This is a genomic window from Burkholderia sp. Bp9031, from assembly GCF_003857965.1.
GTDB classification, from domain to species: Bacteria; Pseudomonadota; Gammaproteobacteria; order Burkholderiales; family Burkholderiaceae; genus Burkholderia; species Burkholderia ambifaria_A.
This window is the reverse complement of record NZ_QTPW01000040.1, coordinates 1-26,199: the sequence shown is the minus strand read 5'-3', so window position 1 is coordinate 26,199 and position 26,199 is coordinate 1. Positions and strand designations below refer to the sequence as shown.

At 64.6% G+C, this 26,199-nt stretch carries 23 protein-coding genes and 2 pseudogenes; 13 read left to right on the top strand and 12 right to left on the bottom strand.

Features of this window, described 5'->3' with window-relative positions; genetic code table 11:
- Positions 1-36 precede the first annotated feature (36 nt).
- From DIE15_RS32690 to DIE15_RS32670, 5 genes are read right to left on the bottom strand one after another with little or no spacing between them, the layout of a single operon-like run.
- Positions 37-1,575, bottom strand: coding sequence for an efflux transporter outer membrane subunit (locus DIE15_RS32690; RefSeq protein ID WP_124835465.1), 1,539 nt, complete (start codon positions 1,573-1,575; stop codon positions 37-39).
- A complete protein-coding gene (locus tag DIE15_RS32685) occupies positions 1,572-2,648 on the bottom strand; it encodes an HlyD family secretion protein (RefSeq protein ID WP_124835464.1) in 1,077 nt (358 codons plus the stop codon). Before DIE15_RS32685 ends, DIE15_RS32690 begins: the two co-directional genes overlap by 4 nt.
- Before the next feature lie 11 nt (positions 2,649-2,659).
- Complete coding sequence (locus tag DIE15_RS32680; protein WP_124835463.1) at positions 2,660-4,285, bottom strand: MFS transporter; 1,626 nt, start codon at positions 4,283-4,285, stop codon at positions 2,660-2,662.
- 52 nt (positions 4,286-4,337) lie between these two features.
- Positions 4,338-5,024 (bottom strand): antibiotic biosynthesis monooxygenase, encoded by a 687-nt coding sequence (locus DIE15_RS32675; RefSeq protein ID WP_057925927.1) that lies wholly within the window; start codon positions 5,022-5,024, stop codon positions 4,338-4,340.
- An 11-nt stretch (positions 5,025-5,035) separates the two neighbouring features.
- Complete coding sequence (locus tag DIE15_RS32670) at positions 5,036-5,410, bottom strand: hypothetical protein (protein WP_124835462.1); 375 nt, start codon at positions 5,408-5,410, stop codon at positions 5,036-5,038.
- A 44-nt stretch (positions 5,411-5,454) separates the two neighbouring features.
- On the opposite strand from DIE15_RS32670, the gene DIE15_RS32665 reads away from it, so the two are divergent.
- A complete protein-coding gene (locus tag DIE15_RS32665; RefSeq protein ID WP_124835461.1) occupies positions 5,455-6,387 on the top strand; it encodes a LysR family transcriptional regulator in 933 nt (310 codons plus the stop codon).
- Here DIE15_RS32665 and mug read toward each other — a convergent pair.
- Complete coding sequence (mug, locus tag DIE15_RS32660; RefSeq protein WP_185734587.1) at positions 6,348-6,878, bottom strand: G/U mismatch-specific DNA glycosylase; 531 nt, start codon at positions 6,876-6,878, stop codon at positions 6,348-6,350. The two genes, DIE15_RS32665 and mug, sit on opposite strands and share 40 nt — an antisense overlap.
- Complete coding sequence (locus DIE15_RS32655) at positions 6,875-7,900, bottom strand: GlxA family transcriptional regulator (RefSeq protein WP_057925924.1); 1,026 nt, start codon at positions 7,898-7,900, stop codon at positions 6,875-6,877. Before DIE15_RS32655 ends, mug begins: the two co-directional genes overlap by 4 nt.
- Before the next feature lie 571 nt (positions 7,901-8,471).
- Here DIE15_RS32655 and DIE15_RS32650 point away from each other — a divergent pair.
- The 3 genes and pseudogenes from DIE15_RS32650 (at position 8,472) to DIE15_RS32640 (ending at position 11,709) form a co-directional block, all read left to right on the top strand.
- A complete protein-coding gene (locus tag DIE15_RS32650; RefSeq protein ID WP_057925923.1) occupies positions 8,472-9,041 on the top strand; it encodes a DJ-1/PfpI family protein in 570 nt (189 codons plus the stop codon).
- Between the two features lie 367 nt (positions 9,042-9,408).
- Positions 9,409-11,275 (top strand): annotated as a pseudogene (gene ilvB / locus DIE15_RS32645) (biosynthetic-type acetolactate synthase large subunit).
- Between the two features lie 134 nt (positions 11,276-11,409).
- A complete protein-coding gene (locus tag DIE15_RS32640) occupies positions 11,410-11,709 on the top strand; it encodes a helix-turn-helix transcriptional regulator (RefSeq protein WP_057925922.1) in 300 nt (99 codons plus the stop codon).
- Between the two features lie 164 nt (positions 11,710-11,873).
- On the opposite strand, the gene DIE15_RS32635 is transcribed toward DIE15_RS32640, so the two are convergent.
- The 3 genes from DIE15_RS32635 to DIE15_RS32625 all read right to left on the bottom strand — a co-directional run bounded on the left by DIE15_RS32635 (position 11,874) and on the right by DIE15_RS32625 (position 14,976).
- The gene (locus DIE15_RS32635; protein ID WP_057925921.1) at positions 11,874-12,446 is read right to left on the bottom strand and encodes a PAS and helix-turn-helix domain-containing protein; all 573 of its coding nucleotides are present in this window, start codon (positions 12,444-12,446) and stop codon (positions 11,874-11,876) included.
- 179 nt (positions 12,447-12,625) lie between these two features.
- Positions 12,626-13,597, bottom strand: coding sequence for a dipeptidase (locus DIE15_RS32630; RefSeq protein WP_057925920.1), 972 nt, complete (start codon positions 13,595-13,597; stop codon positions 12,626-12,628).
- A 41-nt stretch (positions 13,598-13,638) separates the two neighbouring features.
- Positions 13,639-14,976 (bottom strand): MFS transporter, encoded by a 1,338-nt coding sequence (locus DIE15_RS32625; RefSeq protein WP_057925919.1) that lies wholly within the window; start codon positions 14,974-14,976, stop codon positions 13,639-13,641.
- Between the two features lie 590 nt (positions 14,977-15,566).
- Between DIE15_RS32625 and DIE15_RS32620 the strand changes: the two genes are divergently transcribed.
- The 4 genes from DIE15_RS32620 to DIE15_RS32605 all read left to right on the top strand — a co-directional run bounded on the left by DIE15_RS32620 (position 15,567) and on the right by DIE15_RS32605 (position 19,127).
- Positions 15,567-16,766, top strand: coding sequence for a PLP-dependent aminotransferase family protein (locus DIE15_RS32620; protein WP_124835459.1), 1,200 nt, complete (start codon positions 15,567-15,569; stop codon positions 16,764-16,766).
- A 10-nt stretch (positions 16,767-16,776) separates the two neighbouring features.
- A complete protein-coding gene (locus DIE15_RS32615; protein WP_124835458.1) occupies positions 16,777-16,965 on the top strand; it encodes a hypothetical protein in 189 nt (62 codons plus the stop codon).
- Between the two features lie 104 nt (positions 16,966-17,069).
- Positions 17,070-17,672, top strand: a complete 603-nt coding sequence (locus DIE15_RS32610; RefSeq protein WP_124835457.1) for a pyridoxamine 5'-phosphate oxidase family protein — start codon at positions 17,070-17,072, stop codon at positions 17,670-17,672.
- A gap of 177 nt (positions 17,673-17,849) precedes the next feature.
- Entirely contained in the window at positions 17,850-19,127 is a 1,278-nt protein-coding gene (locus tag DIE15_RS32605; RefSeq protein WP_124835456.1) for an epoxide hydrolase family protein, read from the top strand.
- Between the two features lie 54 nt (positions 19,128-19,181).
- On the opposite strand, the gene DIE15_RS32600 is transcribed toward DIE15_RS32605, so the two are convergent.
- Positions 19,182-20,567, bottom strand: coding sequence for a PLP-dependent aminotransferase family protein (locus DIE15_RS32600; protein WP_057925915.1), 1,386 nt, complete (start codon positions 20,565-20,567; stop codon positions 19,182-19,184).
- 161 nt (positions 20,568-20,728) lie between these two features.
- Between DIE15_RS32600 and DIE15_RS32595 the strand changes: the two genes are divergently transcribed.
- The 5 genes from DIE15_RS32595 (at position 20,729) to DIE15_RS32570 (ending at position 25,810) form a co-directional block, all read left to right on the top strand.
- The gene (locus DIE15_RS32595) at positions 20,729-22,015 is read left to right on the top strand and encodes a hydroxymethylglutaryl-CoA reductase, degradative (RefSeq protein WP_124835455.1); all 1,287 of its coding nucleotides are present in this window, start codon (positions 20,729-20,731) and stop codon (positions 22,013-22,015) included.
- 76 nt (positions 22,016-22,091) lie between these two features.
- Complete coding sequence (locus DIE15_RS32590) at positions 22,092-22,589, top strand: hypothetical protein (protein ID WP_124835454.1); 498 nt, start codon at positions 22,092-22,094, stop codon at positions 22,587-22,589.
- A complete protein-coding gene (locus DIE15_RS32585) occupies positions 22,589-23,968 on the top strand; it encodes a tripartite tricarboxylate transporter permease (protein WP_124835453.1) in 1,380 nt (459 codons plus the stop codon). The genes DIE15_RS32590 and DIE15_RS32585 overlap by 1 nt, the downstream gene beginning before the upstream one ends.
- 256 nt (positions 23,969-24,224) lie before the next feature.
- Positions 24,225-25,268, top strand: a complete 1,044-nt coding sequence (locus tag DIE15_RS32575) for an alpha/beta fold hydrolase (RefSeq protein WP_057925911.1) — start codon at positions 24,225-24,227, stop codon at positions 25,266-25,268.
- The gene (locus DIE15_RS32570) at positions 25,268-25,810 is read left to right on the top strand and encodes a cytochrome P460 family protein (protein WP_057925910.1); all 543 of its coding nucleotides are present in this window, start codon (positions 25,268-25,270) and stop codon (positions 25,808-25,810) included. Before DIE15_RS32575 ends, DIE15_RS32570 begins: the two co-directional genes overlap by 1 nt.
- A 185-nt stretch (positions 25,811-25,995) precedes the next feature.
- Here the strand turns inward: DIE15_RS32570 and DIE15_RS32565 are convergent.
- Positions 25,996-26,199, bottom strand: a pseudogene (locus DIE15_RS32565) (virulence factor); the annotation flags it as partial.

Here is a 26,199-nt window from a genome sequence, read left to right as displayed (position 1 = left end):
TTTTTTGTTGGGGTGAGTTTACGCCTGAGCGCCTTGTCAGCGAGCAGCGTCCTGAATCGAGTACGTCGATTCCCAGCCGCCACCGAGTGCCTTGCAAAGCGTGACGAGGTTGGTGTCGGCGGTTGCCTTGCTTTGCTCGAGATTGCTCTGTGCCGCCACCAGCTGCTTCTGCACGTTCAGTACATCGAGGTAATCGACCGCTCCCGCCTTGTACCGTTGCCGCGCGATCGCGAGCGCGCGCTGGTTCAGCGTCACCACGGATACGAGCCGATCGCGCCGGCGCTGTTCGGCAGTGTAGACGACCAGCGCGTCGTCCACTTCCCGCCATGCCTCGAGTACGGTACGTTGGTAGTTGATCGCGGCCTCCTGTTGTTGCGCTTCCCGCAGGTGGAGCATTCCCTTGAGACGGCCACCCTCGAAGATCGGAAGCGTAATCGACGGCCCGACGACGAACTGGCCGGATGCCCAGTTGGCGAGGCTCGACAGTTGCAGGCTCTGGAAACCCGCGCTGCCGTTCAACGAAATGCGCGGATAAAAGTCGGCCTTCGCCATTCCGATCGACGCCGTTGCTGCATGCAGCTGCGCCTCCGCTCTCCTGACATCCGGTCTGCGCAGCATGAGTTCGGACGGAAAGCCGATCGGCACGTGTTCAGGGAGCGGCGGAACGTCGCGAGACTCGCCGAGCACATCCCGCAGCGCCCCCGGATTCTGTGCGAGCAACATGCCAATCGCATTGATCGTCGTCTCGCATTTCGCTTCGAGCGTCGGGATCAGACTTTCAATCGACTCGGCCTGTGCAGAGGCATTGGCGACGTCGAGCTCCGTCGTTACCCCTTCGCGCACGCGAACTTGCGTGAGGTTGACTGCATCCCGGGCAATCTCGAGGTTCTGCCGTGCGATACGAAGCTGAGACTGCGTATCGCGCAACTCGATATAGTCCCGCGCGAGCTCGGCCCGGACCGACAGCAGCACGGCATTGCGATCCTCGTAAGACGCGTCGGTCAATGCCGTTGCAGCTTCGACGCCGCGTCGAACCCGGCCCCAGATGTCGATCTCCCACGATACATCGAAACCCGACTGATACAAATTGTAGGCCGGCGAACCTTTGGATCCCGGCAACGCCGCCACGCCGACCGGCGCGTTTCCCGATGCCGATTGCGGTTGAGTCTGTGTCGGCGTGACGCCAAGCAACGACAATATGCCGTTCTCGCTTCCACGCTCGCGGTCATACGATGCAGCGCCGACGATGGTGGGAAGTTCCGCGGCACCCGCAACGCGCCGTTGCGCACGGCTCTGTCGCAGGCGTGCCGAGGCCGCTGCCACGTCCAGATTCGCGTCGGCGAGCTGTTTTTCCAGCGAGTCGAGTATCGGATCGCCGAAGAGCGCCCACCAATCCGGATTGAATGGCGATTCGACGGGTTTGCTCGAAGCTTGCGCCGCTTCGGTGCGGCTGAAGACATCGGGTGTCGGGCTTTTCGGACGTTCGAAGTCAGGACCCAACGTGCATCCCGCCATCACGAGACATGCGAGTATCGCCAGTACCGTCTCGCGTACGGAGAATTCGCTCGTTTTCATTTCCCGTTCCCTCCCGCCACCGGCACATCGCGATGCTCGCCAACGGCCACTTCCGCTTCGACGGAAAGCCCCACACTCAGTGCAGACGCTGCCTGCTGCCCGCGGTCGATCGTGATCTTGACGGGTACACGCTGTACGACCTTCGTGAAATTGCCTGTCGCGTTGTCGGGCGCGATGGGCGCGAAGCTCACGCCGGTCGCGGGCGCGAGACCGTCCACATGGCCGCGAATCACGACGCCCGGAAAGCTGTCGACCTTGATGCGTACGCCGGCACCTCGTCGCATGTTGGTGATCTGGTTTTCCTGAAAGTTGGCCACGACATAGGCGTCGCGGAGCGGAACGATCGCGAGAATCGCTGTCCCGGGCGTCACGAACGCACCCACCCGCGCGGAACGTCGTCCAATCTTTCCGTCAACCGGCGCGCGGATTTCCGTATAGGACAGATTGAGCGTGGCCTGTTCCAGCGCCGCCTCGGCACGCGCCAGCGCGCCCGCCGCCTTGTCGCGTCCGGCGCGCAGGACGTCGAGGTTCTGCTCGGTCGCCGTCAACACGGCCTGATCGCGCGCTTGCTGGGCGAGCTGCTCGGCGAGCGTCGTCGAAGCGTGCTGCTGCTCCTGTGCCGTGCCTGCACCGGCTTCCGAGAGATTCTGGTAACGCGATGCATTCGCCCGCGCAAACGCGATACTGGCCTCGTCGGACCGAAGCGTCGCTCGCGCCTGCCCGACGAGCGATGGCTGTCGTGCAATCTCGGCTTCGAAATTGGCCACGGACGCCTTGGCAGCAATCACATCCGCCTGGGCACTCAGCAATGCCGCGCGGAAGTCGCGATCGTCGATGCGTACCAGCAACTGGCCGGCTTTCACCGACTCGTTGTCGTCCACCAGGACGTCGGAAATCTGACCGGCGACGCGCGGTGCAACGAGCGTGAAGTCGGCCTGTACGTAGGCGTCGTTCGTTGACTCGGTAGCCGGTGCGGAAATGAGCCGTGCGCAGCCCCATACGGCCATGCCTGCCGCGACCAAGGATGCGGCAACGTAAGCGGTCTTGAACGGGAAACGGGTGGCGGTTGACATGATTTTGTCCATCAACGGGAAGGAGGCGGCGTCATGGTCCACGGCGGATAGATCCGCACGGGCAACACCGGAACGAGGAGAAGAAGCGCAATCGCGACGCCCGCCATCACGCGATAGAGATCGGCCGACGTCAGCACGAACGCTTGCTCGTGGACTCGGTGTGCAAGCTCGCTAAGACCGCGAAGGGTGTCGATGCTCTGGTCCGTCGCCGCCATGTGGTTGCCCAGGCGGTCCACCAGCACGTTCGAATGAAAGCGTTCGCGAGCGGTACCGACTCCTTCGATCAGCGCAGTCGCGGCTGCGGCGGAGAACGTCTTCAGCGAATTGAACATGGCCGACGCAAACGGGCCCTCGGTCGGCGGCAAACCCGTCGTGACGCCCATCAGGATCGACAGGATTACCATCGGCTGGGCCGCGATCTGTAACGACTGAAGCAGATAGAAATTGTCGCGAATCCACTCGGACGTCATCACGCTACCCATCGCACATGTCGTTGCCATGAGGGCAAGTCCGATACCGAGCACCCAGCGGCGATCGATCTGCCGAAGGTTCAGCACGGCGGCCGTCAGGGGCAGCGCAATCAGTAGCGGGAGCGCGACCAGCAGCGACAGCGGAGCCGTCTGCAGCGCTCTATAGGCGTGAACCTTCGCGAGATACTGCCCCGGTATCGCGGCGACGCCGACCAGCAGCACCACGGCGCCCGTGAGCGTGAGGAGGCCGTGCGCGAAGTTGCGGCGGCCGAGCATCTGCAGCTTGAAAAAGGGCAGCGGGTGAAACCATTCGTTGACGAGGAACACCGCAAGCAGGAACGCCCCGCCGGAAAACATCGCGCAGATGAAGCCGGAATGCAGCCAGTCGAGGCGATCGCCTTGCAGAAGGCCGATCACGAGCATTGCCACGCCGGGAAAGCCGGTGAGGAATCCGATCCAGTTGAACGAACCGAACCGTTCGAGTTTCAGCGGATCGGCCGGGATGCCGAACCGAATCGCCAGACAGCTCGCGATCCCGAGCGGCACAATCTGAAGAAAGGCCATGCGCCAACTGACATACTCCGTCCACAATGCAGCCAGCGGCGTGCCGAGCGCGGGCCCGAACGTTGCGGTCAGCGCGTATCCGGCGAGCCCGTACAACTTTATCTTGGGCGGCAGATAGCGCAGCGCGACGATGATCAGCATCGGCGGCAGGCAACCGCCCGCCACGCCCTGCAGCACGCGCAGCACGTAAAGTGCGGGCAGGGTCGGCGCGAGCGGACAAAGCATGCCGAAGATCAACGTGGCGACGACGGCGCCGATCGTGAATCGTTTCAGCGTGAAGGTCATGCCGAACCATGGGGCGAACACCATCGTCGCAACGTTGGCGGCTTCGAACAGCGCGGTCAGCCAGGTCCCGTCGTCATGTCCGATCGACAGTGCGCCTTGAATGTCGGCCATCGCCGATGCGGTGACCTGTTCGTTGAGTATCGCCAGCAACGACGCGAACAGCATTCCGACCAGGCCGATAGCGACACGCGGCGACAATGCAGCGTGGCCGGAGCCCGGCTGCACCGGCGTCTGCGTGTTCCGCAACGGCGCGTGCGCCGGTGCGGGTACGCCGAGCGGCTCGCTCGTTCCGGTCGTCGAAGGGGGGGCGGAACTCATAGGATCCCTTATCTACAGAGATTGGAGAAATGACGGCATCGGCAAGATGCCGTCAGCGTGTGGCCGGTTCATGGCGACGCGCTTCGTCGAAGTGCTGCGGCGCTTCCCTGCGATCGAACATGCCGTACTCCCGCACGATGCGGATATGCCGAACGCGCGTATCGGAGCGCAGGTTCGCTCCGCGTTCGAACGCGGCGGCGGCAGCCTGATCGCGCCAGGTCGCGACGACGATCACGTCGCCGGGCGTCAACAGCGCGTCAAACGCGTCCCATGCAACGAGGCCGTGCGCCTGCGTGTCGAGCCCCAACCATTCGGCAACCGCTTGCGCGCCTGCCTGCCTGGGCCAGTCCGGTGCGCACGTCGCATCCAGCAGCATGACGGCCGTGCCTGCGCCGACCTCGGTCACGTCGAGGCGCTGTTCCTGCAGGACCTGACCTGCTGGAATGCACGTATCGGCGACGACCTGGCCGATGCGCAGGTGGTAGTCGGAAAATATGCGATCGCGCGCGACCTGCTGAATGGTGTGGTGCTTCGTCGAGGTTCGCCAGCGCACCAGCGACTTCTCGTCGCGCCAGCTCGACAGCGACAGAAGCCATCCGTCCCGGGTCAGGCTTCCATAGCGCGTGTTATCGACGAACCCGTCGATCTTCTCGAGTTCGGGCCGAAGCATCTTCGCCATGCCGAGATAGGCATCGAACTGTTCCGGTATCGGCTTGACTTCAAGCATTGCAGAAAACATGGCGGACTCTCTCATTCGGTTAGCAATACGACGCAATGTGCAAGACGCACGGCGCCCGGCGATGCGGGCCGGTATTGTCGTGCTGTCGCGGCCACGCGGTGATGGCATTCATTGTCAGAGATGGAGCGGCTTTCCCATAGCGCGAGCAGCTTCGGTTTTGGGCCAATGAGCGAGCGAAATGTGCCACGGCCGTAGTGGACGTCTTCATTACCGGCACGAACGGAAAGACTCTGTTTACGTCGGGCCGGAATGACCGGCATCGGCGAACCGCGAGTGGCACGATCGGCATGCTTCATGCCGAACGGAAATGGATCGATTGCGGCCATCCTGCCGCGTTTTTGGGTCACCCGAACGTGCGAAAGCACGACCGGCAGGATCGCGCGCATACAATCGCGACGTATGGATTCAATCGACCGGGTCGGGAGGCGGAGTGGACAAGTTGCGCGAGATGGAAGTCTTTGTGGCCGTCGTCGACCGCGGCAGCTTCACCGCCGCATCGGAGAAGCTCGGCTTGTCGACGGCGGCGGTTTCGCGGGCGGTCCATTCGCTCGAAACCAGAATCGGCACGCAACTGCTGGCGCGCACGACGCGCTCGGTGCGGGCAACGGACGCGGGTACGACCTACGCCGATGCGTGCCGCAAGGTGCTGGACGTCATCGCGGACGCGGAGGTGAATATTGCCGCGGATCATGAGAACCCCGTGGGCACGCTGACCGTTTCGGCCCCGGTGCTGTTCGGCCAGCGCTTCATCGCGCCGCTGGTGAATGCATTCGTATTGCGTTATCCCGATGTCGACGTCAACGCGGTGTATGTCGACCGGACCACGCGGCTGCTCGAGGAGGGCGTCGATATTGCCATCCGGATCGGCCACCTGGGCGACTCGTCGATATTCGCGCTTCCGTTGGGTGTCGTTCGGCGACGAACGTACGCAGCGCCTGCCTATTTCGCCGCGCATGGAGAACCCGCGCATCCGCGCGACCTGATCCGTCACGACTGCGTGTCATGCACCGGTGTGTCGCTTCCGCTCGAGTGGGTGTTTTACGACAACGGTTTGCGGGTGCCCGTTCGACTTCGACCGCGGATGATCGTCGACCTGGTTCCGGCCGCCGTTCTGGCTGCCGTCGATTCCGTGGGCATGACGCAGCTTCTGTCGTATCAGGCCGCCCAGGAGGTGCGCGACGGCAGGCTTCGGCCCGTCCTGACGGCGTTCGAGCCCGAGCCGATTCCGGTAAGCCTGCTCCATGTCGAGCGGCGAGGCGCGAGCGGAAAGGTCCGGGCCTTCGTGGATTTCGTTACCGACACGCTGCGCAACAACGCAGAACTTCAAGGCACGGACGCGATCGCGACACGGAGTTCACGGTAGGCGGCTACCAGTGAATCGAGGTCGAACGCGCGGTTCAGGCCGCTCGGATTCGGCAGCACCCATGCAAGTGCACCGCCGAACGTATCGGGTTGCGTGCCCCACTGGATGTCGCGCTTGCCGGACATCGCGGCAAGTGCGGCCTTGCCGAGAAACGCGACGTACCGCGGCGCATGATGTTCGATCTTCCGCTTAAATCCGGATGCGGCCGCTTCCAGCTCTGATCGCGACAACTCGTCGGCACGCGCCGTCGCACGCGAAACTGCCGTGGTGAGCCCGCAACCATATCGAAGAAGCGTGCGATCGTCTTCGGGACGAATCCGTTCGGGAGAAAAGCCGGCCAGGTGAACGACGCGCCAGAATCGGTTGCTTGCGTTCGAGAAGTGATGGCCCGTCGACGCCGAACCGAGCCCCGGGTTGATTCCGCAGAAGATCACCGACAACCCGGGCTCGAGAATGTCCGGCAGCGGCTGAACCGAATCGGCGCGACTCACGGATGCAATGGCTCTTGCGAACCGGCTGGGTCGCCCGCACCGGCCTGCGCGTGCCGATTCGAATCCGCCGTGCTCCTGAACCGTTGCCGGTACTGTTGCGGCGTGACGTTGAGCCGCCGCGCGAACGTCGAGCGCATATGCGTCGCGCTGTGAAAGCCGCATCTGAACGCGACGGTCTTGAGCGGTGCGTCGGACTTTTCGAGCAATGTCCTCGCGGTGTCGACGCGAATCTGTTCGACGAACGCGGACGGCGTCACCTTTGCATGCTTGGCAAACAGCCGCGAGAAGGTCCGGCGGCTCACCGACACGGCGCTCGCGAGCTGCTCGATCGACAGCGTATCGGTGATGTGGTCGGTCACGTACTGGTGAACCTTGCCGATGATCGGATCCTCGTCCTTGCCGGCCGAGACGAACGGACTGTACTGCGACTGCCCGCCTTCGCGCTGAATATAGACGACCAGTTGCTTCGCGATGCGGACGGCCATCTCGTGTCCCCAGTCTTCCGACACGAACGACAGGCAAAGATCGATGCCTGCCGTCACGCCGGCGGACGTAAACAGTCGCCCGTCCCGGATGAATATGCTGTCGGGTTTTACGCTTGCCAATGGAAACTCGTTTGCGAGACGCTCTGCAACCGCCCAGTGCGTCGTCACGGCCTTGCCGTCGATCAGGCCCGCATGGCCGAGCAGAAACGTGCCGTTGCACACGGAGCCGAACCGTGTCGCGCCCCGTGCCTGCGACTGCAGCCAGGCAAGGACGTCGCCGGACGGTCGGGCGTCCGGCAACTGCGGACCACCCGCGACCAGTATCAGGTCATATTGCGCGTCGATATCCGCAAAGCCGAACGGGACGGACAACTGCATTCCGTTCGAACAGGTCACGGTGCCGGCCCGGCTTCCCACGAGGGAAACCTCATACCTTTGATGAACAGGAAGATATGTGTTGGCTTCCGCAAATACGTCCAGTGGGCCTGCGACATCCAACGCCTGCACACCATCGAAGATGACAATGGCGACTTTCATTCCTGACCTTCAGCAAGTAAGAGCCCGCTCGCGCAGAGGCATCACGCGCCGCGGCTGCTGCATCGCGTTTCGAGCCGGCGCGGGGACGTGGTGACGAGCGTTGCGCCAGATTACCGCAACGGAGGGACTGCGTGGACACACGGTCCGGTAATTGACTTTTGCGTCGTGGGAACAAGGCTGAATGTCAGCCAGGCCGGCGTGCTTCGACGTTTGCAGCGTTGCAGCCGCTCGTCGGGCGCCGAAACCGGCGACGCGACGTGGCCGAAATCTCGCCGCGATTGGCCGCGCAAGATTGCATGTTCGGGTTTCGGCTTTCGCGTCGTCTGACTAGACTGGGTTCCGACAACGTGCGGGGCAAGAACGGCGCCGGAAATGGATCGGGTAAGCCGAATTGTCGTATCGACCGAAGCGCGTCACGCGTTGCCGTTGTTCGAAGGAATTGCATGCCATGTCGGGGGCCCGTGCCGGCTATGCCCGGTCGGCCGGAGGCGTTCCCGCCGGCATGGCCTGCCACTGCGGTGCGGCGACAAAGTCAGCGATTCGCCCGAGTACGTCTGCGGAGTAATGCACTATGGATGTCGCAATCATGCTGTACGCCGGGTTTCGGCTTCTCGAAGCAAGCGGTCCGATGGATGTGTTTCAGGAAGCGAATCGACAGTGTGGCCGGATAGTCTACGAACAGCACCTCGTCGGGCCGGCGCCCGGGCCGGTCGTTTGCTCGAACGGAACCGCGGTAGGCACGACAGCTAGCCTGGCGGACGCGCCCGCGTCGTTCGACATCGTCGTCATACCCGGCTCCCGGTTCGCCGGTCCGGAGCGAGAGCATCGGGAACTCGTCGATTGGCTTCGCGAAACCGGTTATCACGCGCGGAAGCTCGCGACCGTGTCCAACGGTGCGTTTTTGCTCGCCCGTGCCGGCCTTGCCGATCGTCGTTGGCTGGTCACGCATCCCGGCGACGCACAACGCCTTGCCAACGAGCATTCCCGAGTCAACGTCCTCGCGGGTCAGCATTGCGTGAAAGACGGGAACGTCTATTCGGCGGACGGGGTGAACGCCGGCATCCGCCTGGCCCTGGCCCTGGTCAGCGAGGATCTCGGTCAACGCGTCGTCGAGCGCATCGCCAAAGCGTTGTTGGCGTAACCGCACCGAAGCGGCGCGCGAGCCAACCCCATCGGTCGCACGCGTTTGCCCCGGGACATCGGGACGCTGATCAGGACGATGGCGTCGAGCCCGCCGTGGCCCGGATAACGATCACTTTGGCCCGTGCGCGTGGTTCATCCGCGCACCGGCGGCTTCGATCGTTGGCAGAATGATTTCAACTCCTTCGCAATTCTTCCAGGCGCGCAAGCACCAACGTGCGCGATGGGCAGGGCCCGATACACCGAGCCCGTTGGAACGATCGTCCACGAACTGGTTTGGAACATACGCTGTTCTCGAGTTGGAAGGGAAATCATCCCTTGTCATCGGTCGCCGACGTAATCGGTGTCCCTTTCCCTGCGAGTTATCCATGACCCAGAATCCGAATGTTGCGTCGCAACGCCTTCATCCGCCGGCTCACGCCGGCGAGCTGATGTCCGGCGCAGACATCATCCTGCGAGTGCTCGCCGAACAGGGCGTCGATACGCTGTTCGGCTATAGCGGCGGCGCAATCCTGCCGACGTACGACGCGGTGTTTCGTTTCAACGAACGACACAAGGCAAGCCCCGAGCGTCAGATTCGGTTCGTCGTTCCTGCCAACGAGCAGGCTGCAGGCTTCATGGCCGCCGGCTACGCTCGTGCCAGCGGAAAAGTGGGCGTGTTCATGGTGACATCCGGCCCAGGTGCAACGAATGCGGTGACGCCGATCGCCGACTGCAACGGGGATTCGGTTCCCGTCGTCCTGATTTGCGGACAAGTGCCTCGCGCAATGGTCGGCACCGATGCGTTTCAGGAAGCACCTGTCTTCAACATCATGTCGGCGTGCGCAAAACAGGTATTTCTTGTCACCGATCCGTCGAAGCTGGAGCAGACGTTGCGAAGCGCGTTCGACATCGCTCGCACCGGCCGTCCGGGACCCGTGGTCGTCGATGTGCCGAAGGACGTTCAGAACTGGATGGGACCTTATCTCGGGCACGGTACATTGCAGTTTTCGCGGATACTCGGATCGCCTTCGAATGGTGGCGCAGGGCGTCCATCTGGACGACGACAAGCGTGCGGCATTCTTCGACCTGCTGGCGCAGAGCCGGCGCCCGCTGCTTTATGCGGGCGGCGGCGTTGTCGCGGCAGAAGCGGCGGATGAGCTGCTGCGGTTTTCCGAGCGCTACAGGATTCCCGTCGTGACCACGCTCATGGGCATCGGTGCGATACCCGCACGATATGAGCTGGGGCTCGGCATGCTCGGCATGCATGGCGCCGCCTGCGCGAACTATGCGGTCGAAGACTGCGACTTCCTGATCGCAGTGGGTGCTCGGTTCGACGATCGGGTCGTGGGTGGCCGCCCTGACCGATTCGCGCCGGGCGCGCGGCATGTGGCTCACATCGATATCGACGAAGCGGAAATCAACAAGGTCAAGCGGGTGCAGTGGAGCCACGTCGGCAATGCGAAGGACGCGTTGCAGTCGTTGATGGCGCATGACCGTATTGTGCAAAGCTCTGCGGACTGGCTCGATCGGGTGGGGGAACTCAAGCGTCGCCACGGCATGAATTTCGACCGGAACAACACGGCGATTCAGCCACAGTATGTGATCGAGAAACTCAGCGAGATGACAGGCGGGCGCGCGATCGTCACGACTGGAGTAGGCCAGCATCAGATGTGGGCTGCTCAGTATTTCGATTTCGTCGAGCCGCGCAGCTTCCTCACATCGGGCAGCATGGGCACAATGGGCTTCGGGCTACCGGCTGCGATCGGTGCGCAGTTGGCGAGGCCGGATGCCCTCGTCATCGATATCGACGGTGACGGCAGCATCCGGATGAATGTCGGCGAACTCGAAACGGCGAGTACGTATGGTGTGCCCGTGAAGGTGCTGCTTCTCAACAACTGCGGCGACGGGATGATCCGGCAGTGGCAGCGGCTCTTCTTTGATGGACGGATGTTCGTGAGCGACAAGGCGCTTCATCGAAAGGACTTCGTGATGGCGGCTCGAGCCGATGGATTCGAATTCGCTTGCCGCGTCGATACGGTCAATGAATTGGAGGCCAAGCTCAGGGCGTTCATTGAATTCGAGGGGCCAGCCTTCCTCGACGTAAGGATCGACCCGGACGCCGATGTGTTCCCAATGGTCGGGCCGGGCCAAAGCTATTCGACGATGGTCACGGGGCCCTTTATCGAGGCTCGGGCGGGCATTGAGCGTGGCGCGCACCACGAAGGCCACCCGAACCGGACCGACATGTTCTGATGCTGCCGCACTCTGGCGCTGCGGCACCTAACGTGTGCACGACGTGAAGCAGAACGGTCGGGGCGACGCATATCGTATGCCAGCCCCGCCTTGCCTCATATCGCCGACTTCCATCCCGATCCTGGTCGAACATCATGATTGACGAAAATCTGATTCATAAGGCGCTCGCGAACCCCTTGAGGCGCGAAATTCTGGCGTGGCTGAAAACGCCGGATCGAGGATTCGAGAGAGGCGTCGTCGACTTTCGTCACGGCGTGCCGTCGAATGCGATCCATGCACGTAGCGGTCTGTCGCAGTCTACGGTGTCTGCACATATCGCGACGTTGATTGACGCCGGGCTTCTCGTTTCAAACCGAGTGGGTCAGTGGATTTTTGTCTCTCGTAATGAAGAGGTAATACGCGCGTTCGGCAAGCATCTCTACTTGCATCTTTGACAAGATCGTTGGCGCATCGCGGACAGACGAGTGTCTAACGTCGGCGGCCTTTATACATCTGCTTGCGGATTTTTCAGGCGAGTACGCTGAAGGTGCGCTCCGGGTCGGCAAGCGATGTCCGCGGAAATCCACGAAGCCCCCTTCTTTGTTGACGCGCGCCCGACTCACGCCAGCAGGCACGCGATCAGATCGTGGGTCGTACGGACTTCGTACTTTCTCAGCAGGCTCGCGCGATGGATGTCGACGGTGCGTGGGCTGATGTTCAGCTCCTTGCCGATTTCCTTGCTGGTGAGGCCGTGCACCAGGAAGGCCGCGACGTCGCGCTCGCGATCGGTCAACGTGTTGGCGACGTCCGGATGCTTGGCGTTGCCCGACAGGTCGGTGAAGGTCCAGATGGCCAGCTCGAAGGGGCGCTTCGGGTTGTATCCGAAGCCGCATACGGTCACCCAGAAATGGCTGCCGTCGACACGGCGCATGATGCGGTCGTCGCTGAATCCCGCATGTTTCGCGAGCAGCGGCGCGAGGCGGCGGCCGGTCGTCGCGAAGTCCTTCTGCTGCGGATACAGCTTCGCGAACGACTGGTCGACGATGTCGTCGCGGCTCGCCCTGAACAGTTGCAGCGCCTGCTCGTTGCAGTCGATCATGATGCGCTCCCTGGCCACGATCGCCGCGACAGGCAGATGCCTGAAGAGATCTTCGTAGTCGAGGCTGGGCATCGTGTCGGTCATGTTCGGCATCTTGTCGACTGGGCCGAACCGGGTTCGGACCCATGCTATCGGGTGGGGCGCTCCTGTCGGATTGTAGCGGTAGCGCGTGCAAGGCACTCATCCGACGTGAAAGACACGCCAATCGTGCCCCTCGCTCACGCCCTGGACTTCAGCCGAACCGCATGGCGCGAGCGTATCTGTCGTGCGGTTCAACCGTTCCAGACTTCGCCGAATACCCGCAGCCAGTTTTCGCCCATCACCTTCTTGATGCGCGACTCGCTCCAGCCGGCGCGCTGCATCGCGGCCGTGAGGTTCGGGAATTCGCCGATCGTGCGGATGCCTTCCGGATTGACGACCTTGCCGAAGTCCGTCAGACGACGATAGCGGCCCTTGTCGTGCGTGATCCAGTCGAAGAACTCGGTGCTGTAGCCCTGCGTGAAGTCCGTGCCGATGCCGACCTTGTCCTCGCCGATTACGTCGATCACGTATTCGATCGCTTCGAGATAGTCGTCGATCGTCGCGTCGGCGCCGCGTCGCAGGAACGGCATGAACATCGTGACGCCCACGAAGCCGTTTGCTTCGGCGATCTCGCGCAGTTGATCGTCCGTCTTGTTGCGCGGATGCTCTTTCAAACCGGACGGGCAGCAGTGCGAGTAGGTGACCGGTTTCTTCGAACAGGCGATCGCATCGGATGATGTTTTCGCACCGACGTGCGAGAGATCCACCATGATGCCGACGCGGTTCATCTCCTGAATCACTTCGCGGCCGTATCCGGACAATCCGCCGTCAGGTTCATAAGAACCTGTGCCGACGAGGTTCTGCGTGTTGTAGCAGAGCTGCACCACGTTCACGCCGAGTTCCTTGAACACTTCGATGTAGCCGAGATTGTCCTCGAACGCGTACGCGTTCTGGAAGCCGAGGATGATGCCCGTCTTGTTCTCCTGCTTCGCGCGCAGGATGTCGTCCGTCGTGCGTACCAGCGTGAGGATTTCGCTGTATTCGCGGATCTGCTGCTTCATTTCCGCGATGTTGTCGATCGTCTTCTGGAAGTCTTCCCACACGGAGACCGTGCAATTGACGGCCGTGACACCGCCTTTGCGCATGTCTTCGAACACCGAGCGCTCGAATCTGGAAATGTTCAGGCCGTCGATGATGATGCTGGCGTCGTGAAGGTTGGTCATGATGCCTCTCCGTGTGTTGATCTTCTTGCGTGACGGGTTGCTCAAACGGCGCGTTCGACGCCGCGCTTGGCGGTTCTCGCGGTTGCCGGACCGGCTTCCTCGAGTGCCGTCTTCGACGTTTCCGGCAGCGCCAGGCCACCGATCATCGCGAAGATCGACACGGCGATCAGGTAGTACGCAGGCGACAGGTTCGTTCCGGTCGCGGAGATCAGCCACGTGGCGACGAGCGGGGCGGTGCCGCCGAAGATCGTGTAGGCGAGGTTGTAGGTGATCGCGGATGCCGTATAGCGGGTTTTCGTCGCGAACACTTCCGACATCAGCGGTGCCGTCACCACGCCCGAGAACACCGCGCCGATCGCGAGCAGCGCGACGCCGATCAGCGATTGCGACAACACGCCCGAGCCGCCCAGCGAGAATGCCGGATAAACCGACACGATGATGAAGAGGCAGGTCGTGGCGATCGTCGCGCGGCGGCCGACGAGGTCGGAGAAGAGGCCGGCGACCGGGCACAACGCCGCTGCGAAGAGGAGGGCGAGCACCGTCACGAGAAGCGACGTGCCGCGGGACAGGTGTCCGGCCACTTGCAGGTAAGTCGCGAAATACGTGGTGAACGTGTAGAACGACAGCGCCGTCACGGACACGAACGCACCGAGCTTCAGGATATTCAACGACTGCGAATGCAGCGTTTCCATCAGCGGGGCATGCGCGACGTCGTGCTTGCCTTCGAGCGCCTGGAACGCGGGCGTTTCATTCAGGTTGACACGCAGGTAGACGCCGATGAGGCCGACCGGTGCCGCGATCAGGAACGGCACGCGCCAGCCCCAGTCGATCATCGCCTGCGACGACAGCGACGACTCGAGCAGATAGGCCACCACCGCCGCGCAAGCGAACGACGAGAAGGTCGATACCGGCACGAAGCTGCCGAAGAAGGCGCGGCGGCGGCGCGGTGCGTGTTCCATCACGTAAGCGCATGCACCGGCATATTCGCCGCCGGCGGAAAAGCCCTGCACGCAGCGAATCATCGTGAGCAGCAACGGCGCCCAGTATCCGATGCTCGCGTAGGTCGGCAGCAGGCCGATCAACGTCGTCGAGCCGGCCATCATCAGGATCGTCAGCGCAAGCGTGCGCTTGCGGCCGATCCGGTCGCCGATGACGCCGAAGATGAGGCCACCCAGCGGGCGGAATGCGAAGGCCACCGCGAAGACGGCGAAGGTCTTCAGGAGCCCGATGGTGGGGTCGCCGCTCGGGAAGAATTCGCGCGTCAGGATGGTGGCGAGAAAGCCGTATGCGGCGAAATCGAACCATTCGACGAAATTGCCGATGGACGCTGCGGCGATCACGCGCCGCAGGGTGCTGGTGTCGACGTCCTGGGTGGTCATGGTCGTGTCCTCTTGGTGTGGGGCGCTTTGGGTCGCGTCGGAAACCATGGTAGGGAGGACAATTACCTAGGTCGATAGGTGTCAATTACCTAGGTAATCGGGGGCGGGGTGGGGCTGCCATGCGTCTTTGGCCGGTGGTCGCTGTTTGTGCGCGGTGCTGCCGGCCAGTGAAGTGGCAGTCGATTGTTGAGTCGATCAAACAAGGGTCTAGTAGCCCGTGGGCTACAGAAATTGCCGTATCGTTGATCTTGGTGTCCCGAGGGCTACACGTAGCAATACATTGAGATGGCGGAGAGATGCGGAAAGGTGTGCAGCAGCAATTTGCCAGAGAGAGCTTGCTGCCACACCGTGAAGCTCCAACGTGTCTGTCGAGGCCGTCGAATAGATTCGATTCCAGCCGACAGCAAGCATCCCCCGCTCCACCCAATTAATGACCAAACCGCAAGACCTAGTGCATAGATATCGTTTGCCGCAGCGTTAATGACTATCGACAATCGTGGCTCGAATTCCCGCCTTGGGCGCCAGAAGCGCCCTGGCGGGCGGCACCTGTCGGCTATCCCGGCCGTCCGTGCCATCCAGCTCACGACGACATGTACGCGTTTACGCCCTCATTCCAGAATCCAGCCGGTTCGCCGATCCGCGAGCTGTTCAAGTACCTCTCCGAGCCGGGGATGATTTCCTTCGCGGGCGGCTATCCGGCCAGCGACCTGTTCGACGTCGACGGCCTGAACACCGCCGCCGAACGCGCGTACGCGCAGCCGGTCCGCTGCCTGCAATACGGCCCGACCGACGGCCTCGCCGAACTGAAGCAGCAACTGATCGCCTTGATGGCGCGCCGCAACGTGACCTGCACGCCGGCCGAACTGCTCGTCACGACCGGCTCGCAGCAGGGCCTCGACCTGCTGCTGCGCGTGATGGTCGCCCCGGGCGACGTCGTGCTGACCGAACAACCGGCTTATCCGGCGACGCTGTCGGCGATGCGTCTGCAACAGGCGCGCATCGTGACGATCCCAGTCGACGGCGAAGGCCTCGACGTCGACCGTCTCGCGTCGCAGCTCGCATCCGGCGCGATCGCGCAGCCGAAGCTGCTCTACACGGTCCCGACCTTCGCGAACCCGACCGGCGCGACGCTCACGCGCGAGCGCCGGGTGAAGCTGCTGCGTCTCGCGGTGCAATACCGTTTCCTGATCGTCGAGGACGATCCCTACGGCGACCTGCGTTTTGCAGGCGAACCGGTGCCGTCGATGCTCGCGCTCGCGAACGAAGTCGAAGGCGCGCGCGACTGGATCGTGCACTTCGCGAGCCTGTCGAAAATCGTCGCACCGGGGCTGCGCGTGGGCTGGACGATCGCGCCGGCCGAGATCGCGCGACGCTGCGTGATAGCGAAGCAGACTGTCGACCTGTGCAGCGCACCGTGGACGCAAGCCACCGCCGCCGAGTATCTCGCCGACGGCGCGCTCGAACGCCACCTGCCGCGCATCACGGCGGCCTACAAGCGCAAATGCGATGCGATGTGCGACGCGCTGCGCGACGGATTCGGCGATGCGATCACGTTCCATCGTCCCGAAGGCGGGATGTTCGTGTGGGCGCGGATCGGCGCGGTGTCGTCGGACGTGCTGCTGCAACAGGCGATCGCGAACAAGGTCGTCTTCGTGCCGGGCAAGGCGTTCTTCGCGGACAACGTCGACGCCGCATCGCTGCGTCTGTCGTTCGCCGCGCCCGACGTCGACGCGATCCGGGAAGGCGTCGCGCGCCTGATGCGCGCGTATGGTGCGGCGCTGGCCGGGTGAGGAGACACACATGAACATCGTCATCAACGACACCGCATGGATGGATGAAGCGCCGGGCATGGCCGCTATCCGTCCCGTCGAACACAAGTCGTCGCAGATCAGCGCGGGGCCGCAGTACGTCGCGGACGTGCTCGGCCGCTTTGGCGCTGATTCGAACGACACGAGCGACGCCGCACCGGTCGTCCTCGGCTACAACTGAACCATGCGGCGGCGGGTTTCAACGGAAGCAGTGGGGTGCCACGAATCCTGCCGCGGAAACGGTTAAGCTAGCGCGACCGAATCCCGCAAGATCGCCGCGCCATCATGTCTGATCCCGCCTCCGAATCGCTGACGCAAACGTACCACCGCCTTTGGTCCTGCCTCGAGTCCGGCGTCGGCACAGAGCGCTCGCCGTTCACGATGGTGCAGGCCGCGACGCTCGGGCTCGACGGCGCGCCGAAGGTGCGCACGATTGTGTTGCGGCAAGTGAGCCGCGCCGATCGTCTGCTGGCGTTCCATACCGATGCGCGTTCGGAGAAGGTTGCGGAGCTGCGCCGCGATCCGCGCATCGCCATCGTCGCGACCGATCTCGACGCGCTCGTGCAGATTCGCGCGGAAGGCGTCGCATCGATCTGCGACGACGAAGCGCAACGTCGCGCGATCTGGCAGTCGAGCCGTCCGCATACGCTGCTGTTGTATCGCGCACCGTTGCGGCCGGGCACGCCGATCGAGTCGCCTGAAGAAGCGCATATCACGGCGAGCGCAAGCCCAGGCACATCGCCCATCGACGACGGTTATCGGAACTTCTGCGTGCTCCATGTCACGGTGACGCGCATCGACTGGCTCGATCTCGCCCGCAGCGGTCATCGCCGCGCGGTGTTCGACCTGAACGACGACGGCTACGAAGGCCGCTGGGTCGCGCCCTGAGGTGACGGTGGCGTCCGCATCTCCGCTACAAACGCGTACAAATCAGACAAATCCCGGATACATCAGACCTTTCAAATGGGCAACGCCGCGTGATCGGCGCGCGCCCGATTGAAAGCGAAGGCGCGCTCGGGCGCGCGGCATGTTCACTTTCCACTTCACGAAAGGAGATGCCGAACGATGTCTTCCACACCGTTTTCCCCGATGCGTCGCCACCTGCTGGCCACTTCCGTGGCCGCCGGTGTATCCGCGATGCTGCCCACCGCGCTCCATGCGGCAACCGGCGGCAACGGCATACGCCCGTTCACCGCACACATTCCCGATGAAGCGCTGGCCGATCTGCGCCGCCGCATCGCCGCGACGCGCTGGCCGGGACGCGAGACCGTCGCCGACGAATCGCAGGGCGTGCGGCTCGCGCGCATGCAGGCGCTGCTGCAGTACTGGGGCACCGACTACGACTGGCGCAAGGGCGAGGCGCGCCTGAACGGTTTCCCGATGTTCATCACCGAAATCGACGGGCTCGACATTCACTTCATCCACGTGCGGTCGCGGCACGCGAACGCGATGCCGATGATCATGACGCACGGCTGGCCCGGTTCGATCTTCGAACTGCTGAAGGCGATCGGCCCGCTGACCGACCCGACCGCACACGGTGCCAGTGCCGACGATGCGTTCCACGTCGTCGTGCCGTCGCTGCCGGGCTTCGGTTTCTCGGGCAAGCCGACGAAGCCGGGCTGGGGCTCCGACCACATCGCGCGCGCATGGGGCGAGCTGATGGCGCGCCTCGGCTATACGCGCTTCGTGTCGCAGGGCGGCGACTGCGGCTCGGTGATCTCGCACCGGATGGCGATGCAGCGTGTACAGGGCCTGGCCGGGATTCACGTGAACATGCCGGCGACGGTGCCGCCGGACATCGCGACGCTGCTCCAGACCGACGCGCCGGCGCCGGCATCGCTGTCGCCGAAGGAGAAGGCCGCGTACGAGAAGCTCGCGACGTTCTATCGCGACAACTGCGGCTACTCGGCGATGATGGTCACGCGTCCGCAGACGGTCGGCTACGCACTCGCCGACTCGCCGTCGGGGCAGGCCGCGTGGATGTACGACAAGATCTCGCAGTGGACCTATAGCGGCGGCGTGCCCGAACGCTCGATTCCGCGCGACGAGATTCTCGACGACATTTCGTTGTACTGGTTGACCAACTCGGCGACGTCCGCCGCGCAGATCTACTGGGAGGATCATTCGAACAACTTCAACGCGGTAGACATCTCGCTGCCGGCGGCGATCACGGTGTTCCCCGGCGAGATCTACCAGGCGCCGCGCAGCTGGGCCGAGCGCAGCTATCACAACCTGATCTACTTCAACGAAGTCGACAAGGGCGGGCATTTCGCGGCATGGGAGGAGCCGGAGCTGTTTGCCCGCGACGTGCGTGCCGGGTTCCGGCCGTTGCGGCGCACGTAAGCGTGGTCTGACGGGAGCGCGCGGGCCGGCTGCAATGCCGCCCCGTGTTCCTTGCTACTTCAGCGCCTGCAGCGCCTGCGCAAACCGCTTGTCGGCCAGATACGCGACATTGAACCGGCAATAGGCGGACGGTTGATCGGCCTGCGGCGAGAACACCGCGCCCGGCGCGAGGATCACGCCACGCGCCAGCATCGCCTGCGCGAGTTCCATCGAATCGGACCATCCGGGCAACGCGGCCCACAGATACAGGCTTTGCTCGCTCGGCCGATAGACCTGCGCGCCGAGCCGATCGAGCGCGTCGAGCGCAGTGGCGGTCGCGCGCCGCAGCTTCTCCTGTAGATGATTCGTGTGCCGGAGGAAATGCCCGTCGCTGACGATCGCATCGAGCGTACGCTCGCAGTATTCGGAGCTGCTGACGTGGGTCAGCATCTTCACGTCGGCGAGGTCGCTCGCGAGTGCCGCGTTGCACGCGAGGAAGCCCACGCGCAGCGCCGCCGATACCGACTTCGAGAAACTGCCGATATAGATCGTCCGGCGCAGCTGATCGAGCGTCGAAATGCGCGTGAGCGAGCGCGGCCGCAGATCGGCCAGCGCATCGTCCTCGACGATGATCAGGTCGTGCGCGTCGGCGAGCTGCAGGATCCGGTGTGCCTTGGCCGCGCTCGTGTCGGTCGCGGTCGGGTTGTGCCCGACCGATTGCGTGAAGAACAGCTTCGGCCGATACGCGGCGATATGCTCGGCCAGCTTCGCGACATCCGGGCCGTCGATCTCGCGCGGCACACCGACGATGTTCGCGCCGCTCAGCTTGAGCTTGCCGAACAGCGGGTAGTAGCCGGGATCGTCGACGAGCACGGTGTCGCCGGGGCGCACGAAGTAGCGCAGCACGAGGTCCATCGCCTGGTTCGCGCCGTGGGTGAGCACGATCTGCGCGGGCGGCGCCTCGATCTCGTAGCCGGCGAGCTTCTGCTGCAGCGACTGGCGCAGCGGCAGGTAGCCGAACCGGCTGCCGTAGCGGAACAGCGAAGCGGACCCGGTACGCACGATGCGCTGCTGGTACTGGTTCAGCCGCGTTTCCTCGAGCCATTCGATCGGCGGGAAGCCTTCGCCGAGATTGAGCACGTCGGGTTTCTCGTGAAGCTGCTCGCGCATCAGCCACACGATGTCCATCGCGCGGTCGAGCGAGCTCGGCTCGTCGAGGTCGGGCGCGGCCGCCGCGCGCCGCGTGACGAAGAAGCCGGCACCGCGGCGCGGCTCGATCAGGCCGTCGGCGGCGAGCATCTCGAACGCGCTGATCACGGTGTTCTTCGAACACCCGGACGCCTCAGCGTATTCCCTGATGGAAGGCAGCTTCGCGCCGGCCGGCAACACGCCTTCCTCGATCTGTCTGGCGAGATTGTCCGCCATGGCGCCAGACAGGCTGGCTCTTGCACGCTGTTTCATCGCAATGTTCCGTCGGGCAGGTTCACTGTCATGGGTACGGAGGGTCGACTGTCTGGTCCGTCTGTACCTTTTAAATGGGTACAGTGTGACTATTATTCGGCTATCCGCAGCCCGCCGCAACCGCAGCAGGCAACAGCGCCACCCCGAAACAGAACGACATCATGCCCATCGATTCCGCGTTGCCGAACTTTCGTGCGCTCACGCCCGCACAGCGCCTGTCCCACCTCGCCCGTACTGTCGGGCTCGACGATGCCGAGCACGCGCTGCTCGCCGAACCCGGTGCGCTGTCGCTCGACACCGCGAACGGGATGATCGAGAACGTGATCGGCACGTTCGAGTTGCCGATGGCGGTTGCCGGCTACTTCCGGATCAACGACCGTGACGTGATCGTGCCGATGGCCGTCGAGGAGCCGTCGATCGTTGCGGCCGCCTCGTATATGGCGAAGCTGTCCCGCGCGGCCGGCGGTTTCCGCACGTCGAGCAGCGGGCCGCTGATGCGCGCGCAGGTGCAGGTGATCGGCGTCGGCGACCCGTACGGCGCGCGGCTCGCGATCCTGCGGCACGCGGCCGAACTGATCGCGCTCGCGAACAGCCGCGACAAGGTGCTGGTCGGCCTGGGCGGCGGCTGCCGCGACATCGAGGTGCATGTGTTCCCCGACACGCCGCGCGGCGCGATGGTGATTGCGCACCTGATCGTCGACGTGCGCGACGCGATGGGCGCGAACACGGTCAACACGATGGCCGAAGCCGTCGCGACCCGTATTGAAGCGATCACCGGCGGGCAGGTACGGTTGCGGATACTGTCCAATCTCGCGGATCTTCGGCTGGCGCGTGCAGAGGTACGGTACTCGGCGCAGACGCTCGCGACCGTCGACTATCCGGGCGAGGCGGTCATCGATCGCGTGATCGATGCGTACGTGTTCGCGGCGACCGACCCGTACCGTGCCGCGACACACAACAAGGGGATCATGAACGGCATCGATCCGGTGGTGGTCGCGACCGGCAACGACTGGCGCGCGGTCGAGGCCGGCGCGCATGCGTATGCGAGCCGCAGCGGCCGCTACACGTCGCTGACGACGTGGGAGAAGGCCGACAACGGCGACCTCGTCGGCACGATCGAGATGCCGATGCCGGTCGGGCTCGTCGGCGGCGCGACCAAGACGCATCCGCTCGCGCGTCTCGCGCTGAAGATCATGGACGTGACGTCCGCGCAGGAACTCGGCGAGATTGCGGTCGCGGTCGGCCTTGCGCAGAATCTCGGAGCGCTGCGCGCGCTCGCGACCGAAGGGATCCAGCGCGGCCACATGGCGCTGCATGCGCGCAACATCGCCGTCGCGGCCGGTGCAACGGGCGCGGACATCGACCGGATCGCGCAGCGGATGGTCGCGGCGAAAGACGTGCGCGCGGATTTCGCGGTCGCGCTGCTGACGGAGCGCAGCGCCGGCTGACGCGCGGCGTTCGGCATGCCGTGTGCCGCATGCCGTGCCGGTATGGCCGGCGACAGATCAATCAAGGAGGAGACAGATGGAACAGACCGGTTCAAGCGCGGTATCGGCGTCGTCGCATCGCGTGCAGCCGTTCGCGCAGGCCGATGCGTCCGCCGACACGCTCGTCGAGGTGTGGGGCGACACGGTCGCCACGAAGCACCTGGCGTGGTCGGTCCTGCTCGGCATCGCGATCAGCCTCGGCGCCTTCGAGACCGGCCGGATCGCGCTCGCGTCGTTCGTGCACGACGCGGCCATCGCGCGGGCATACGCGATGCTGATCGGCCTCGGCGGCTGCCTGCTGGCCGGCGCGCTGTGCGCGTTGCTGTTCAAGCCGAAGCGTACGGTGATCGAGCACGCGGCCGGTGGCCCCGAGCGCGACGAAGCGCTCCGGCAGCTCGCCGAAGCATCGGGCGGGCTCGGCGCGGTGAGCGACCTGTCGCCGAGTGCGCGCGCCGAGATGGAAGAGCTCGGTCTGCTCGACCTGTTCGCTTCGTACGAAGCGTCGAGCGCGCGGGCGCGCACCGGAGGTCGCTGATGGACGCGCTCCTGCATGCGTTGCCGGCCGCGCTGGCGATGGGGCTGCTCGGCGCGATCGTGTTCTCGGGCATCGGTCTGATCTCCGGCACCGACGAAACGACGACGATCGCGCCGCTCACGTTGCTCGTCGCGCTGCTCGGCGTGCCGCCCGCCGGCGTGTTCACGTTCTTCCTCGCGGGCGCGGTGGCCAAGCACATCACGCATTCGATCCCGACCGCGCTGCTCGGCATTCCCGGCGATACGATGGCCGCGCCGCTGCTGCAGCAGGCGACGCTGCTGCGCGCGCTCGGCGTGCCGCACATCGCGCTGCGCAAGATGATCTCCGGCGCGATCGTCGCCGCGTTCGTCGCGCTGCCGCTCGCGGTGCTGTTCGCGTCGCTGCTCGCGCCGTTCGGCACGGTGATCGCCAAAGCCGCGCCATGGGTGTTTCTCGCGGCCGCGGTCGGCATTGCATATTTTTCCGCGGGACGCTGGGCGTCGGTGCTGCTGCTCGTGCCGTTCGTGATGCTGGTGGTCGGGCTGCAGGCGCTGACCGGTCATTACGGCGTGAAGCTGAGCGTCAGCTACTTCCTCGGGATCGCGATCGGGCCGCTGGTCGCCGACCTGTTCTCGATCCTGTCGCCGGCCGAGCGGCGGCGCATGCGCCGCGACGGGCCGTCGACGTTCGTGCTCGCGCCGGACGTGAAGGGCTGGCGCGGCTACTTCCCGAATCCGCTGAAGGTGCTCGACCGCGAGCAGGTGGGCTGGACGGTCGGGACGGCTGCGGTGTCGAGCGCGACCTTCGTGTTCAGCCCGGTCGCGATGACGGTGCTGATGGGCGAGATCGTCGGCGCGCGCGTGCGTCATGCGTATCAGCGCCTGACGACCGTGATCGCCGCGCGCAACGGCGTGACCGAGGCGACCTACATCGCCGAGGCACTGATTCCGCTGATCGCGTTCGGGCTGCCGCTGAGCCCGGTGGCGGCCGGCCCGGCCGCGCCGCTGTTCAATGCGCCGCCGCGCTTCACGGTCGACGCGGCGAGCGGGCAGATCCACAACCTGCATACGCTGATGAGCTGGCCCGAGTTCCTCGGCTACGGGCTGCTGTCGATCCTGCTGGCCGCGCTGATCGCGTATCCGCTTGCAATGCATCACGCGCACCGCGCGGCGTCGTTCGTCGCGCGCAAGCTGAGCCACGAGGCGATCATCGCGACCTTCGCCGGGCTGATCGTCGTGATCGGCGTGTGGGAAGGGCAACTGCTGGGGCTGGCGGTGATCGTCACGGTCGGCCTGTTCGGCGGGATGCTGTCGCGCCTGTTCGCGTTCAATACCGGCGTGCAGTTCATGGGCTACTACGTCGCCGTGCTCAGCGTGCCGGCGATCGTCAAGCTGCTCTGACGCTTCGGCGCATGGGGCCGCGTGTGCCGCGCGGCTGCCGAAACGCGCCGTTTAGCGTGCGATTTTGAATCGCTGTGTGTCGTCCCCGAACACAGATACGTTGGGATACAAAGCATCCGGATGGTTCGGATATAAAACCGGTGAAGCGATTCACACGGCGGCGCGGTGCCATGCGCCGCCGCCCTGAACGGTGATACCGGAGCGCCCGCATGTGCCGCGGGCCCCTTCCTTAGCGATCGACAATGGAGAACGCGTCATGCCTGATACCGTGAACACCCGCCGCCGCCTGATTCTGGGTACGACACTCGCCAGCCTGAGCCTGGCCGACCTCGGGTTCGGCTCGCTGGCTCGCGCGCAGTCGGCGCCCGATGCGTCGACGCCGAAGCGCGCGGCCGGCGCGGCGTCGCTCGGCAAGATCCACCAGATCGACGCCGGCGTGCTCAACGTCGGGTATGCGGACCTCGGGCCGAAGAACGGCCCCGTCGTGTTCCTGCTGCACGGCTGGCCGTACGACATCTACAGCTACGCGGAAGTCGCGCCGCTGCTCACGGCGGCCGGCTATCGCGTGATCGTGCCGTACCTGCGCGGCTACGGATCGACGACGTTCCGCTCGGCCGACACGGTGCGCAACGGCCAGCAGGCGGTGACGGCCGTCGACATCGTCGCGCTGATGGATGCGCTGAAGATCGACCGCGCGGTGTTCGGCGGCTACGACTGGGGCGCGCGCACGGCCGACATCATCGCGGCGCTGTGGCCGCAGCGTGTGAAGGCGCTGGTGTCGGTGAGCGGCTACCTGATCGGCAGCCAGCAGGCGAACAGCAAGCCGCTGCCGCCGCAGGCCGAATTCCAGTGGTGGTATCAGTTCTACTTCTCGACCGAGCGCGGCGCGCTCGGCTACGCGGAGAACCGCGATGCGTTCAACAAGCTGATCTGGCAGCTCGCGTCGCCGAAATGGCAGTTCTCCGACGAGACCTATGCGCGCAGCGCCGCGTCGTTCCGGAACCCCGACCACGTGGCCGTCGTGATCCACAACTATCGCTGGCGCCTCGGGCTCGCGAAGGGCGAGGCGCAATACGACGACATCGAGCGGCGGCTCGCGGCCGGCCCGGCCATCACCGTGCCGACGATCACGATGGAAGGCGACGCGAACGGCGCACCGCATCCGGAACCGGCCGCGTATGCGAAGAAGTTCACCGGCAAGTACCAGCACCGGACGATCACCGGCGGCATCGGCCACAACCTGCCGCAGGAAGCGCCGCAGGCGTTCGCGGATGCGATCCTGCAAGTGGAGCATCTGTGATGCGGGCAGGTTCGGGTGTCGTGCGTCGCGGCGCGCGCCGTGCGCTGGTTGCGGGTGTGCTGCTGGCCGGCGCGTTGTCGGCGAGCGGCCCGGCCGCGTTCGCGGAGCAGCCGCAGCCGGCCGCGGCCGCGTCGCCGATCTATGGCGTGACGATCCCGCCCGGCTACCGGAAGTGGGAAATGGTCGCGCCGGCGGAGGAAGCCGCGCCGCTCGACGAATTGCGCGTGGTGCTCGGCAACCCCGTCGCGATCCGTGCGCTCGAGCAATCGACGCTGCCGTTTCCGGACGGCACGATCCTCGTGAAGCTTGCGTACAAGCGCAAGCAGTCGGACGAGTTCGCGCCGGCAACGGTGCCCGGCCAGGCGACGACCGTGCAGGTGATGGTGAAGGATTCGCGTCGCTATGCGTCGACGGGCGGGTGGGGCTTCGGGCGCTTCATCAACGGCGTGCCGGCCGATATCGGTCAGCACCAGACGTGCTTTGCGTGCCACCAGGCGCGCGTGAAGAATCACGACTTCGTGTTCACGCGGCTGGCGCCTTGATGGTGTGTGTGCGGAGGCCACCGAGCGTGTGTTGCGGGGCACGCTGTTCACTGGCGTTCTATCGTCGGTGGGAGGGTGCGTGGGACTTCGCTCGGCCGGGATGAATCCTCGCGCTTTGGCCATTTCGTTCGATGACACGGCGGCGGCAACCCGGTCGCTCGGATTGCGCCGCCGTGTCGCTTACATCACCACGAATAGCCCTGCATGCCGTAATCGGTATCGTATCGACGCCCCCACCACGGCAGGTAGGCGTTGTTGCCGCCGCGTGCGCGGAACCAGTCTTTGGTTGCGTCGATCGGTGTGAGCGTCGATGGCGGCATGACGACGACTGCGACGGGATGTTCAGCGTCGGTCGTGCCGGCGACGAGTGCATTGCCGCCGAAGTGGTT

Bases quoted from the DNA above. Each gene is read 5' to 3' on its own strand.
- DIE15_RS32690 (WP_124835465.1), bottom strand. From the start codon at position 1,575: ATGAAAACGAGCGAATTCTCCGTACGCGAGACGGTACTGGCGATACTC.
- DIE15_RS32685 (WP_124835464.1), bottom strand. From the start codon at position 2,648: ATGTCAACCGCCACCCGTTTCCCGTTCAAGACCGCTTACGTTGCCGCA.
- DIE15_RS32680 (WP_124835463.1), bottom strand. From the start codon at position 4,285: ATGAGTTCCGCCCCCCCTTCGACGACCGGAACGAGCGAGCCGCTCGGC.
- DIE15_RS32675 (WP_057925927.1), bottom strand. From the start codon at position 5,024: ATGTTTTCTGCAATGCTTGAAGTCAAGCCGATACCGGAACAGTTCGAT.
- DIE15_RS32670 (WP_124835462.1), bottom strand. From the start codon at position 5,410: ATGCGCGCGATCCTGCCGGTCGTGCTTTCGCACGTTCGGGTGACCCAA.
- DIE15_RS32655 (WP_057925924.1), bottom strand. From the start codon at position 7,900: ATGAAAGTCGCCATTGTCATCTTCGATGGTGTGCAGGCGTTGGATGTC.
- DIE15_RS32650 (WP_057925923.1), top strand. From the start codon at position 8,472: ATGGATGTCGCAATCATGCTGTACGCCGGGTTTCGGCTTCTCGAAGCA.
- DIE15_RS32640 (WP_057925922.1), top strand. From the start codon at position 11,410: ATGATTGACGAAAATCTGATTCATAAGGCGCTCGCGAACCCCTTGAGG.
- DIE15_RS32635 (WP_057925921.1), bottom strand. From the start codon at position 12,446: ATGCCGAACATGACCGACACGATGCCCAGCCTCGACTACGAAGATCTC.
- DIE15_RS32630 (WP_057925920.1), bottom strand. From the start codon at position 13,597: ATGACCAACCTTCACGACGCCAGCATCATCATCGACGGCCTGAACATT.
- DIE15_RS32625 (WP_057925919.1), bottom strand. From the start codon at position 14,976: ATGACCACCCAGGACGTCGACACCAGCACCCTGCGGCGCGTGATCGCC.
- DIE15_RS32620 (WP_124835459.1), top strand. From the start codon at position 15,567: ATGTACGCGTTTACGCCCTCATTCCAGAATCCAGCCGGTTCGCCGATC.
- DIE15_RS32615 (WP_124835458.1), top strand. From the start codon at position 16,777: ATGAACATCGTCATCAACGACACCGCATGGATGGATGAAGCGCCGGGC.
- DIE15_RS32610 (WP_124835457.1), top strand. From the start codon at position 17,070: ATGTCTGATCCCGCCTCCGAATCGCTGACGCAAACGTACCACCGCCTT.
- DIE15_RS32605 (WP_124835456.1), top strand. From the start codon at position 17,850: ATGTCTTCCACACCGTTTTCCCCGATGCGTCGCCACCTGCTGGCCACT.
- DIE15_RS32600 (WP_057925915.1), bottom strand. From the start codon at position 20,567: ATGAAACAGCGTGCAAGAGCCAGCCTGTCTGGCGCCATGGCGGACAAT.
- DIE15_RS32595 (WP_124835455.1), top strand. From the start codon at position 20,729: ATGCCCATCGATTCCGCGTTGCCGAACTTTCGTGCGCTCACGCCCGCA.
- DIE15_RS32590 (WP_124835454.1), top strand. From the start codon at position 22,092: ATGGAACAGACCGGTTCAAGCGCGGTATCGGCGTCGTCGCATCGCGTG.
- DIE15_RS32585 (WP_124835453.1), top strand. From the start codon at position 22,589: ATGGACGCGCTCCTGCATGCGTTGCCGGCCGCGCTGGCGATGGGGCTG.
- DIE15_RS32575 (WP_057925911.1), top strand. From the start codon at position 24,225: ATGCCTGATACCGTGAACACCCGCCGCCGCCTGATTCTGGGTACGACA.
- DIE15_RS32570 (WP_057925910.1), top strand. From the start codon at position 25,268: ATGCGGGCAGGTTCGGGTGTCGTGCGTCGCGGCGCGCGCCGTGCGCTG.